The sequence below is a fragment of the Gardnerella sp. KA00390 genome (genome assembly GCF_049244075.1).
In the GTDB taxonomy this organism is placed as follows: Bacteria; Actinomycetota; Actinomycetes; order Actinomycetales; family Bifidobacteriaceae; genus Bifidobacterium; species Bifidobacterium vaginale.
The window spans coordinates 1,619,278-1,631,842 of the sequence record NZ_CP058372.1 but is presented as its reverse complement, the minus strand read 5'-3'; the positions used below and the strand labels follow the sequence as shown (position 1 = coordinate 1,631,842).

10 protein-coding genes are annotated in these 12,565 nt (G+C 41.4%); 9 read left to right on the top strand and 1 reads right to left on the bottom strand.

Annotated features, from left to right (window positions below; all coding sequences use genetic code 11):
* Positions 1-175: 175 nt before the first annotated feature.
* The 8 genes from HXT53_RS06475 (at position 176) to nucS (ending at position 9,368) form a co-directional block, all read left to right on the top strand.
* Positions 176-940 carry an aspartate kinase gene (locus tag HXT53_RS06475; protein WP_004114173.1) on the top strand — a complete coding sequence of 255 codons (765 nt, stop codon included), beginning with the start codon at positions 176-178 and terminating at the stop codon, positions 938-940.
* A gap of 70 nt (positions 941-1,010) precedes the next feature.
* Positions 1,011-1,592 carry an ACT domain-containing protein gene (locus HXT53_RS06470; protein WP_004114175.1) on the top strand — a complete coding sequence of 194 codons (582 nt, stop codon included), beginning with the start codon at positions 1,011-1,013 and terminating at the stop codon, positions 1,590-1,592.
* A 77-nt stretch (positions 1,593-1,669) separates the two neighbouring features.
* Positions 1,670-2,737 carry an aspartate-semialdehyde dehydrogenase gene (locus HXT53_RS06465; RefSeq protein ID WP_004114178.1) on the top strand — a complete coding sequence of 356 codons (1,068 nt, stop codon included), beginning with the start codon at positions 1,670-1,672 and terminating at the stop codon, positions 2,735-2,737.
* Positions 2,738-2,788: 51 nt separating this feature from the next.
* Positions 2,789-3,409, top strand: a complete 621-nt coding sequence (locus tag HXT53_RS06460) for a DUF5701 family protein (RefSeq protein ID WP_004114180.1) — start codon at positions 2,789-2,791, stop codon at positions 3,407-3,409.
* 79 nt (positions 3,410-3,488) lie between these two features.
* Positions 3,489-4,190, top strand: coding sequence for an ABC transporter ATP-binding protein (locus HXT53_RS06455; RefSeq protein WP_101886636.1), 702 nt, complete (start codon positions 3,489-3,491; stop codon positions 4,188-4,190).
* Between the two features lie 21 nt (positions 4,191-4,211).
* A complete protein-coding gene (locus HXT53_RS06450) occupies positions 4,212-6,986 on the top strand; it encodes an ABC transporter permease (RefSeq protein WP_048730752.1) in 2,775 nt (924 codons plus the stop codon).
* A 78-nt stretch (positions 6,987-7,064) separates the two neighbouring features.
* Positions 7,065-8,537: an amino acid permease gene (locus tag HXT53_RS06445; protein WP_421780237.1), complete on the top strand. Its 1,473-nt coding sequence runs from the start codon at positions 7,065-7,067 to the stop codon at positions 8,535-8,537.
* Positions 8,538-8,579: 42 nt separating this feature from the next.
* Positions 8,580-9,368, top strand: a complete 789-nt coding sequence (gene nucS / locus HXT53_RS06440) for an endonuclease NucS (protein WP_102720851.1) — start codon at positions 8,580-8,582, stop codon at positions 9,366-9,368.
* Positions 9,369-9,514: 146 nt separating this feature from the next.
* Here the strand turns inward: nucS and HXT53_RS06435 are convergent, their stop codons facing one another.
* Positions 9,515-10,510: an FKBP-type peptidyl-prolyl cis-trans isomerase gene (locus tag HXT53_RS06435; protein WP_004114189.1), complete on the bottom strand. Its 996-nt coding sequence runs from the start codon at positions 10,508-10,510 to the stop codon at positions 9,515-9,517.
* 247 nt (positions 10,511-10,757) lie between these two features.
* Between HXT53_RS06435 and HXT53_RS06430 the strand changes: the two genes are divergently transcribed.
* Complete coding sequence (locus tag HXT53_RS06430; protein ID WP_421780234.1) at positions 10,758-12,554, top strand: hypothetical protein; 1,797 nt, start codon at positions 10,758-10,760, stop codon at positions 12,552-12,554.
* Positions 12,555-12,565: the final 11 nt, after the last annotated feature.

Genomic DNA, 12,565 nt, shown 5'->3' with positions numbered 1-12,565 from the left:
GTTTGATAAGTCGCAAGAAACCGCTTGTTGTATATACGCCACTCATAATATCTCTAAAACTAAAAATAAATAGAGCACAGTTGATAGTCTAATTTTAGATTAGTCTTATTTGGATTAATTCTTATTGCATTAGCGTGCTTTAGATAATAGTGACGGCTGAACATAAGGGGTTACAGTGGCTCTTATAGTGCAGAAATACGGTGGATCGTCCGTAGAAGATACGGACGCAATTCAGCGTGTAGCCAAAAGGATTCTTGATACAAAAGCTGCTGGTAACGATGTTGCTGTTGTCGTTTCCGCTATGGGAGATACCACAGACGACTTGATTGACCAAGCAATGAGTGTAAATGCGCATCCTCCTGCTAGAGAGATGGATATGCTTATGACTGCAGGAGAGCGTATTTCCATGAGTCTTCTAGCAATGGCTATTCATGCTCAAGGCTCGCACGCATACTCTTTTACTGGTTCTCAAGCTGGATTTATGACAGACGCGCAATTTGGAGCAGCTCATATTCGCGCTGTTAAGCCAGATCGTGTTCAGCATGCGCTTAAAAAAGGCAGTGTTGCTATTGTTGCAGGATTCCAAGGAATCAGCGAGATTGGTGACGACACAACGCTTGGTAGAGGCGGATCAGACACTTCGGCAGTGGCGCTTGCTGTTGCTCTTGGAGCAGATGTTTGCGAGATTTACACAGATGTTGATGGCGTATTTACGGCAGATCCTCGAATTGTTCCAACCGCAAAGCGAATTCCTGTTATCGATTATGATTCAATGCTTGAGATGTCATCTTGCGGATCTCGAGTGTTAGCTTTGAGATGCGTTGAATACGCACAAAGATTCAGTATGCCTCTTCATGTTCGCAGCTCGTTTTCGCACAGAAACGGAACATTAATTGTGCCGAGTGGAGTAAATCCAAAGAGCTTGCCGAATTTAAACTAATTATTTATTAAAGAAGACACAAGCATAACAACAGACAGAACGCATAGGCAATAGACATAAGGCGGCAAAAATGGCAAATAAAATAACAAATGTAGACATTCGCTCAACAATGGGCGATTTATTCCCAGACTTAGGCCCAGAGACCCCTGTGATTTCTGGCGTTGCACACGATAGAAGCGAATCTATGATTACTCTTCGAGGCGTTCCCGATAAGCCTGGAAACGCTGCAAAAGTGTTTACAACTCTTGCTGCTGCAGACGTTAACATAGACATGATTGCTCAGGCAAGCGCATCCACCGAAACGGCTGACATATCGCTTACGGCTCCAAGCTCGTCCCTAGACGCCGTTTGCAAGGTTTTGCAGGGCGCGCGCGGCGAATTGCAATTTACGTCTATGGACGTGGACCCTTCTGTTGGCAAAGTCGCAGTTGTTGGCGTTGGAATGAAAACCTATTCTGGTCTCGCAGCAACCTTCTTTACAGCGCTAAGCGATCACGGTATTAATATTCTTATGATTTCTACATCAGAAATTCGTATTGCAGCGATTGTTCCAGTAAAACAGCTTGACGAAGCGGTTCGTGCGCTTCACACAGCCTACGGATTAGACGCAAGCAAAGTCGAAGCCGTTGTTTATGGAGGAAGCGGACGCTAATCGCGCGCAAAAATCACGCTTAAATAATCGCAAAAATCAAAGAAAATCGCAAAAACACGCAAAATAAGGGAGACAAAATGGCAATTATAAGCAACAAAGGCGTAAACCTTGCGGTTTTAGGCGCCACTGGCCAAGTTGGAATGGTTATGCGCCGCGTATTAGACGAGCGCGATTTTCCAATTAAAAACTTGCGATTTTTGGCTTCCGCACACTCCGCTGGAACTGTTTTGAAATATCGCAGCAAAGATGTTGTTGTAGAAGATGTAGAAAAAGCAGATTTAAGTGGAATTGACATTGCGATTTTCTCCGCAGGCGGCGGAACATCCAAAGTGTGGGCACCGCGATTTGCAGATGCGGGTGCAATAGTAATAGATAATTCTTCTCAATGGCGTATGCATAACGATGTGCCTCTTGTAGTTGCAGAAGTAAATCCAGAAGATTTAAATGATATTCCGCGTGGGATTGTTGCCAACCCTAATTGCACAACGATGGCGTGCATGCCTGTTTTAAAGCCGCTTTCCGATGCTTTTGGCTTAAAGCGACTTATTGTATCTTCTTATCAAGCGGTTTCTGGAGCTGGCAGAGCTGGAGCGTTGCAGCTTATGAACGAAGCGCAAGCTGCCTTAGATCAGGGCGCGGATAAGCTTGTGTTTGATGGGGATGCTATTGATTTTCCGCAACCAACAAAAGTTGCGCGCACAATCGCATTTAACGTTGTGCCATTCATTGGTGCGATTGTTGAGGATGGTTCGCAAGAAACCGACGAGGAGCAAAAGCTCCGCAATGAAAGTCGTAAGATTCTGCATCTGCCAAAGCTTGCAGCAAGCTGCACATGCGTGCGCGTAGGCGTTTTTACAGGTCACGGAATGAGCATTAATGCCGAATTTGAGTGCGATGTAACTCCAGATATGGCTCGCGAAGTGCTAAAATCGGCCGCTGGCGTTGCGCTAGATGATATTCCTACTCCTCAGCTTGCTGCAGGAAAATCCGCGAGCTATGTTGGGCGTATTCGCCAAGATCAAGCGGTTGATGGAAAGCGTGGATTGGCAATGTTTATTACAAATGACAATCTTCGTAAGGGTGCTGCTCTTAATGCTGTGCAATTGGCGGAAATCGTAGCTAAAAAACGACACTTTGTGGATTGATTAGACCTGCGCGAATTCGCTATTATAAAAAATTTTACGTAAAATGTAATTATGTCTATAGCTTCGCAAGAAATACAAAAGCAGCTTGATCGTATTGTTGCTCTTGGCTACCCAGATGTTGCAGATATGAGTGCTGCATCGTTTCGTGCTTTAGCTTTGCCGCTTATTCGCGCTCTTGATCAAAGCGATTTGGGTACTAATATTCTTCTTGTGCCTACTCGTGAGCTAGTTTCGCCAGAATCCTTAATTTCTAGGACGAGTATTGATCGTATGGCTGGTTTTACAACAATGCCGCCTAGAGATATAGCTAGTTTCCTGCCACAAGATGGTTTTGAGCCTCCAGAAGGTCCGTTTTACTTGGCATTAGACCCTCATACAGGTACATCGTATTTGAATCGTGAGCCAGATGTTGCCAGAAAACTTATAGATTCAGACGAGCGTCTTCCTTTGACTTTAGAAGAAGGATTGGCGGTTGTTACTCAGCATCCAGACTGGCTTGAAATAAAAAATGGTTTTAATCTTCTTGGGTCTAAAAGTTCCGATGGAAGAGTGCCGAGTATTTGGATGAGTCAAGGTGCTCCTCGTCTTGGAGCTGTATGGCCAAATTCAAGGCATACTTGGCTTGGCAACGCATATTGTACAGCACGTCGTGGTGTATCTCTATTCCAATGAAGAGTATTAAATATTAATCTAATAAATTAAGAAGTTGATAGAAAAAGCGTCATTAGGTAGTAAGTAAGCAAGGTGTATTGTGGCATACATAACTTTTGATCATGTTGTAAAAGAGTATCCATCTGGATCAAGTGTTGTGCGCGCTCTAGATGATGCTAGTTTTACAGCCGAGCGCGGTAAGCTCACCGTAATACTAGGGGCTTCGGGCGCAGGTAAAACTACAGCATTGAATATTTTAGGCGGTATGGATACGGCAACAAGCGGTAGCGTAACTGTTGGTGATTTAAATATTACAAAGCTAAATGGTCGTGGGCTTGTAAAGTATCGAAGAGAAGATATTGGTTTTGTTTTTCAATTCTATAATCTTGTTCCAAACTTGACGGCGTTAGAAAACGTGGAGCTTGCTTCACAAATTTGCTCAGATCATTTTGATCCAGCTCAAACACTTATTGACGTAGGGTTGGAAAAAAGACTTAATAATTTCCCAGCACAACTTTCTGGAGGCGAACAGCAGCGAGTTTCTATTGCGCGCGCACTTGCTAAAAAGCCTAAGTTGCTTTTATGCGATGAGCCTACGGGTGCGCTAGATTATGAAACTGGAAAAGCTGTTTTGCAATTATTGCAAGATATTTGCCAAAAAGAAGGAATGACGGTTCTTATTATTACTCATAATGCTGCTATTGCTCCTATGGCTCATAAAGTTGTGAGATTCCATTCTGGAAAAGTCGTAAGCGAAACAGTACAAGAAAATCCTACGTCAATTGCAGATATTGAATGGTGATTTGTAGAGTGGTGGTTTGTAGTGAGTAGCGAAACTGTAAAATCTAAGAAAATCAAGCGTAAATATGCGATTAGTAATAAGCGCTCACGTTCTATTTTTCCAATGGTTTTTATTAGTGCTATTAGAATGTGGGTTCACGAATGGCGTCGTTTTTGCATACTAGCAGTTATAGCAATGCTTGGCGTTGCTGTTATGACTGGCATTTATGCAGGATGCAACGATATGCTTCTTGGAGCAAATGACACTTACTCTAAGCTCAAAGCTTACGACCTACAAATTGTTTCTACGCTTGGTTTGACTGACAAAGATGTTAAAGCAATCAAAAAATTGCCATTTGTTAGTGAAGCAGAGGCGGGAAAGTCGTTTAAAGCTACTGCTCATCCTTCGAATAATGCCAATTTGTCTTATGCAATGAACGTTGTGCAATATAATCACAATGTTAAAAAACTGAATCGTCTGCATTTGATGCGTGGCAATATGCCAACAAACAATCGTCAAGCTGTGGTAACTGAACGATTTTTGCACGATAGCGGATTGCGCATTGGTAGCACACTGTTTTTGAGTATGCAACAAGTCGCTAATCAGCCTAATTCGTCTAATCAACCGATTCAAAATCAAAAATATAAGCTTCTAATTACAGGAAGCGTGTTAGACGTAAACGATTTGGATAATCCAAACGGGTATCAATCAAAAGCTTTCCGCAATTCCGTAATATCACGCTACCCTATTTTTACCTCTGCGATTACTGAAAGCACAAATAATCTTCCATACACAGCTATATATGTGCGCCTAAATGAGGCTCGACGCGTTAACGATTTTTCGCAAAAGTATCGCGCAATTGTGGCAAATGCTTCAAACCAGATTAAAGACAGTGTGCAAAGCGATTGCCAAGAGGCGCGCACAAATCAGGTTGTAAAAGACCAGACTAATCAACAAGTAGATCAAACTATAGCCAATATGCCAATGCTTAAAAACGCTCCCGACTCGGTTTTAGCTAAGGCTCGCGCGCAAATTTACGCAAAAATTAAGCCAGAAGTGCAAAAGCATGTTCCTCAAGCAAGATGGCATATTTTTGCTCGCATATCAAACGGGAGCTATACTCGCTTGCGTTCTGATGTTGCCTCGATTCAATCTCTTGGATACGCTTTCCCAGTGCTTTTTCTTGTGGTGGCAATGATGATGAGCCTAACAGCCATGGCAAGAATGGTAGAAGAAGAACGAGGACTAATTGGAACATACTTAAGCTTAGGTTATGGACGTTGCGCAGCAATAACAAGGCACGCTTTCTTTGCGATTTTTGCCTGTCTAGTAGGCGGCGGAATTGGCGATATTCTAGGATTCTTAGCAATTCCATCTTTACTACTTAAGATTTTGCGCGGATTGTACACAGTTCCAGGAGTTGTTTTACGATACGATTGGCTTTATGGTTCGATTTGTGTACTCGCGTTTGTAATACCAGTTGCAATATGCACAATAATCGTAAGCTGGAGGGAGACAAGGCAAGTACCATCGGCATTATTGCGTCCAAAATCTCCAAAAGCTGGCGCTCGCGTGCTTCTTGAACATTTACCTTTTATCTGGAATCGTCTAAGTTTCCTCAACAAAGTATCTATAAGGAATCTGGCTCGTTTTAAAGGCAGACTATTTATGACGATTGGCGGTGTAGCTGGTTGCACGGCATTAATCGTGTGTGCTTTAGCATTAAACGATACTGTAGCCACTCTTGGAATCCGCCAATATGACGGCATTTACCGCTACGATATGATTTCTATTTCCACTCCAGATGCATTTCAAAATATGAAGAAAAGTGTGCAAAAAGATAAATCCAGCAATCTTGTTGATACCATTTTGCCTGCCTACATTAGCTCTGGAGAAATCGCAAAAAGCGATGCAGATAATGGTAAATCTAATAGCAATTCCAATAACAATTCGCATAATAAAATCGTTGGAGATTCTGAAAGCGTACAAATCGTAGTTGTTAAAGATGCCGCAGCTTTGTCTAATATGGTTCGTCTACAAGATGTTAACAATAATTTGCAAAATATTTCACTTAATGATGATGGTCCGCTTCTTTCACAGAGTGCAGCATCGTCGTTGGGAATTGCGAGCGGAAACTATATTACAATAACAAACTCCAGTTTTAAGCGCGCAAAAGTGAAGTTGCGTGCAGTCGTGCGTAATCTTATTGGTTCAAATATTTATATGACTTCTCGCTGCTATGAAAGAATATTCGGTTTTAAAAATGGGAAAAATGTTAAGAATAATGCGCTAATTATGCGTCTTCGTGGAGACGATGATGCAAGAATGCGTTACGCAGACCATGTGGCAGATAGGGATGGCGTGTTAGCTGTTATGAACATTACGCGCATGAAACATTCGTTTAGCTTTGATTTAATGAATGCTGTGGTTGCGCTTATAGTAACTCTTGCAGCAGGTTTGGCGTTAGCTGTGCTGTTTACATTGGCAAGCACTAATATTTCGGAACGTGCGCGAGAGATGGCAACTTTAAAGGTTCTTGGCTTTTATCGTAGAGAAGTTCATGCTTACGTGCATAAGGAGATGCTTACTCTTACTGTAATTGGTATTCTTGTTGGTTTGCCTCTTGGAAGATTGGTTGCAGGCTTGTTAACAAATGCTTTGCGCATGCCTTCTCTGTATTTTGAGGTTGAAGTGTCTCCATTAAGCTATGTTATTGCTGGCTTTGCAACGCTGATCTTTGCTTTAATTGTTCAATGGTCAACTAATCCCGCGTTGGACCGCATTGACCCTGTTAGTTCGCTTAAAAGTGTTGAATAAAGTTGAATAATGAAATTCAAATATTTACGGGTTCTTATAAAATTGAAAGCTCACGCCTAAAAGAATGGAGTTATAGCAATGAGTGATATTGACCAAACTAACAATGGTCACACTAACAAGATGGAGCGCAGCCTTACAAAAAGACACGTGCAATTCATTGCTATAGGCGGAACAATCGGCACGGGACTATTCTTAGGTTCTGGCAAATCCATTAGTCTTACGGGTCCAAGCATTATGCTTGTGTACATAATTGTTGGTTTAATCATGTTTTTGCTTATGCGCGGCATTGGCGAACTTATGTACAAGGATCCAAATCAGCACACTTTTATTAGTTTTATTACTAAATACTTGGGCAAAGGCTGGGGCGATTTTGCAGGATGGTCGTATTGGATAGTGCTTGTGCTTATTGGCATGAGTGAGATTACGGCTGTAAGTACGTATTGTGTTACATTTTTCCAAACTTTTGGCATAGACGTTAGCAGCTGGAAATGGCTTATAGAAATAGCGTTTTTGGCTGCTTTAGTGTGCATAAATCTGGTTGCTGTTAAGCTATTTGGCGAAACAGAGTTTTGGTTCTCAATGATTAAAATCACGTTGATTGTGGCTCTTATTGCAACTGCTGCAGTTATGGTTATTATTGGCTACCATTACCCTGCAACACAGATTAGCGGCGTTGCAAATCCTGCAGGCCACGCAGGCTTTGACAATATTTTCAACAACTTCTCGCTTATGCCAAATGGATGGTTGGCATTTTTGATGAGTTTCCAAATGGTGTTCTACGCATACCAGCTTATTGAGTTTGTAGGCGTTACGGTTTCGGAAACTAAGAATCCTCGCCAAGTTTTGCCAAAGGCAATCAACGAGATTATTATGCGAATCTTGATTTTCTACGTTGGAGCGCTTGCTTCAATCATGCTAATTGTTCCTTGGCAACAATTTAAAGCTACCAATTCTAAAGGCGTTTATATGTCTCCGTTTATAATGGTTTTCCAATATGCGGGGCTTCATTGGGCTTCGGCGCTTGTGTTCTTTGTGGTAATAACAGCCGCATCTTCTGCGCTTAATTCGCTGCTTTATTCTGCAGGAAGGCATATGTATCAAATTGCGCTAGAATCTAATTCTCCTGTTCTTTCACATTTGCGCAAAGTTTCGCGCACTAAAGTTCCTGCACGAGCAATCATTTTTTCTGCTGCGCTAATCCTGTTCTCTCCGATTATTAACTCAATTCCTGGAGTGCATGGCGCGTTTATTGTGTTTGCTTCTGCGTCTTCGGCAGTAATAATCATGATTTACATTTTGATTATGGTTACGCACAGAAAGTACCGCGCTTCTGCTGATTTTATGCCAGATGGTTTTGTTATGCCGCATTATAAGCTGCTTAATTCTCTTACTATTGCATTCTTTGTGTTTGTGTACATAACGCTGTTTATTAGCGAAGACACTCGCGGATCGGCAATTGGCGGCATTATTTGGCTCTTGCTTTTTGGAGGCTATTGCGCGCTACACCAGCGCTGGCAGAATCGCGATTTGGCGGCGGCTTTGGGCAGATAGTTTTTGTGCAAGTAGTTACGCGATTTATGCTACGCTTTTTGTGTGCGAATTATTGTTGCGGATTGTAGTGCAGAATATACGGGTAGGCTTAATGCAAGTCTTCCAGTGGCTAAGCGCGTGTTGCTTATTAAGGCTGATGGTAGTGTACTGATTTTTTCAGAGTTAGGGTCCTATAAGCCACTTAATTGGATGGTTGCTCCTTGTACTATGCGCGTTATTGATGGAAATGTTTCTAAAGATAACGATTGTTCTTGTGAAGACGACGATTCGAGTTCTGTTTCTTCAGATGGTGCTGTCGGCGCTTGTAGCACGGAGGCTTTCGACTTTTCGCGCGTTTTTGGCGATGGAACTGTTTTAAAAATTGTTGCAAAAAAGGGCAATGACCTGCTTCGCATTGTTCTGCAACACGTTTATAGCGATTCTTCGTATGATTTAGGCACAGACCCAGGTCTTGTTAAAGATGGTGTAGAAGACCATTTGCAGCGCTACTTAGCTGAGCAAATTGAGCGTATTGGCGATGGTGCTACATTGGTTCGCCGAGAATATCCTACTGCTATTGGCCCCGTGGATATTATGGCGCAGGATTCAAACGGTGTTCATGTTGCTATTGAGATTAAGCGACACGGAGGTATTGATGGTGTTGAGCAGCTTACTCGTTACTGTGAGTTGTTGAATCGAGACCCGTTGCTTAAACCAGTTCGAGGTATTTTTGCTGCGCAGACTATTAGCCCGCAAGCGCGAGTTTTGGCTGAGGATCGTGGCTTTACTTGCTTAATCCTCGATTACGATGAAATGCGCGGTGTTGAGTCTAACGATCTTCGCCTGTTTTAGCTTAACGATTTTTTGCTTTATCTGTAATTTATTACGAAATTTACGTAAATTTACGTATAAAAATGCCGCGCAAGATTTATTCAAGCGCGGCATGATTCGATTGGTAATTAATCATTAAGAGAATTAATCATTAAGAGATTAATAGATCAGGAAGCATAGAGAATATCTACAACAAAGTAAAGCGTTGAATTTGCAGGAATTGTTACATTTCCTTGTGCATCCTTCTTATCTTCTTTGCCATAGCCATCTTCTGGAGGAATTACCAAAAGAACTTGAGATCCGACTTTCTTCCCAGCTAAGCCTTTAGTCCATCCTGGAATCACTTGACCTGCAAGAGAGAAGTCTGCAGGCGTGCCGCGCTTCCATGACGAATCAAATTGATGCAATTTGCCGTCTTTATCGATAGTCCAGCCAGTGTAATGAGCGGTTACAGTGCTTTCTTTGGTCACCTCTTTACCAGTTCCTTCAATCAAAGTTTGAGAAACCAACTTTCCATCTGGCACGTAGTTATTCTTATCTAACGATGGTTCTCCAGATTTACTCAGAGTTACTTTCGGCAGATTTTCAGGGATATCCTTAACTTTATTGCCTGTTGCGCGTTCAAGAGATTTCATTGAAGAAACAAGAGTTAACACCATTACGTACGCATCTTGCTTGGTTTGCGGATTTGCAGGCACACCAAATGCAATCGTGGAATTAATTTTTCTTCCCTTAAACAGTGCATAATAAGGTTTACTCGTAACGCCTTTTTTAACAACGATTGAGCAATCTGGTTTGCCTTGTTTCCATGTGTTCATAAGCTCTTTGCCGTTTTTAGCATTGTACACAATGCCATTAGCGCATACGCGACTATTTTCTTGGATTTTAGCACCGTTTCCGTTTTGCAAAATGGCGTAAGAATTTGGCTTTACGTCTATAGGAGTAGTTATATCGACCTTTGGTTGTTTGCCTAAAGTTCCACTAGCCTTGACGCCGCCTAAAACTTGCATTCCAGCAGCATTCGCGGCTGGGTCTGCCATTCCGTTATCATTCGTGCTATTCCCGCTGCAAGATGCCATTGTAAAACACAAGGCTGCAGCGCTAATTGTGCTAATTGCGCGTATTGCAAAAGATTTGATTGTGTATAATCTGGTTTTTCTCATAGGTTTAAGACTATCGCTTGAGTCTGATTTTAATTATTCAGTAGCAAATATATTAAATATTACGAAGAATTGTAAAAGATTAATAAATATAACAATCGATTAATTATAAAAGATTATGAAAGATTGTAGAATAGATAGGAGCAAATACGATATGACGATTATTAAGGCGAATATCAAAAAGAATTCATGCTCTGATTACAAGCATAATGCATGATTTATTGCTGATTAGGATGCAGAAAGAGGTTTGATGCAACGACCTACAAAACGAGCTAAGTTTATGCGAGGAATCGTGGCACCTATTTTTGGGTTGCTTGCTGTGCTTAGTATTGTTCTTGGTGTTCTTAATGCCACAGTTTGGAAGCCAAACTCTATTGTTTCGGCTCATACAAACGTGTATGGTTCAAGATACATTGTTACGGATCCAGGTGTTTTAAATCTTGTGGATTACCGCGTAAAAATTAGTGTTGCGGCTCTTAATACTCGTAAGCCGATTTGTGTAGCAGTTGGTTTGGCTAAAGATGTTCGTGGGTGGACTCGTGGCTACTCTGTACAGAGAATAACTGGTTTGCAAGATTGGGAGAATCTTTCTACTGTCCCTATGAAGGCGGATGATTCTGCAAAGTCAGATGTGAATAACAAAAATTCTGTAGATTCCGCGAATAACTCTGATTCTAAGGCTTCTAAAGATGTAGATTTTAAAGATTCAGATTTGTGGACTAATGCTACTTGCCAAATGGGTTTGGCTAAATTGTTTGTTAATGCGGAAGATTTTGAACAATCTGAGAACATTGTTCCTGGAGATTTGAGCAGTGGCAATGCTGTAAATCAAGCAAATCAAGAAAATAGCCAGTCGAATCATCAAAAAGTTTCATCCGCATTGCGTGCAAGGATTTCTCGACGCGTGCTGATTATTGACTTAGGTAAAAATTCTCCTGAAGCATTCGTAGAGTTTCGTTGGCGTAGACACAATCTTCCAGATTTTGCAACTCCTTTGTATTTTGTTGGAGCACTGTTTGCTCTGCTTTGTGTCCTTTCTGCTTCTGTGTTCGCTATGGCTCCACATCGCAGGCGTAATAAGCGTTTGGTGGCTAGTAGAAGTGGTCTTATTACTGTAGAAAGTGTATCCAGAGACGAAGAAGTTAAATTCTCAGATGCTTTTGCTGGCACAATGGCTAGTATTTTTGGCAGTTTTGCTAAAGATAAGAAGTCAAGGCATAAAGGTTCTTCAGCTTCTCATGCTCGTCATGGTTCTCATTCAAAAACTCGTGTTGCAAAGTCGCAAGCAACCGTGGATTTGTCTGTAAACGTAAAGTCTGGTTTAAATTCTTCTCCAACTCCATCTTTGGATGAAACTGCTGTGATTTCTAAAGAAGATTTGCAGTCTTATTTTGCTCGTTTTGCTAGTGAATCATTCTCGGATGTTTCCAAGAATAATAGCGATTCGTCTACTGTTTTAGAAGTTTCTGATGTTTCTTCTGATAAATCTTCCTATGATTCTTTTAAAGATGAAGATGCTATACGTGATTCCAAAGATTCTTTGAATGATGATTCTAATAAAAAGCAATCTTCAAAGGAATATTCAGGGAATAGTAGCAATAATAATTCTAGAAAGTCGAGTCATAGCAATCGCGGCAACCGCAATAGTAGATATGGTAGAAGAAATCGTGATTCGCATGACAATCAAGATGGTCGTTCTAGTAGTAGAGATGTAGAAAATCGCAAATATAGGGATAATCGTAGTAAATCAGCGGAGGCTTGCGACTCAAGCAATGAAAAGTCAAATAATCGCAGCAAGTCGCGAAATCAAGGGAATAATCGTGATTTGAGTAATCATCGCGACCAGCGTAAGAATAGTCAGAATAATCAGCATAGTCAGCGCGGGCAAAAATATGGCAAAAATCGTCGATCTAACGAATTAGATAATCGTAATAGAAATAGCGGCGAAAATAATGCAAATAACAGAAACGCTGGTGGCAACACGAATTCAAACTATAACCAGAATCGTAAGCGTAAAAATAATGCGCGTGGAAATGAGCAAAAGTGAGTGTGGAAAGT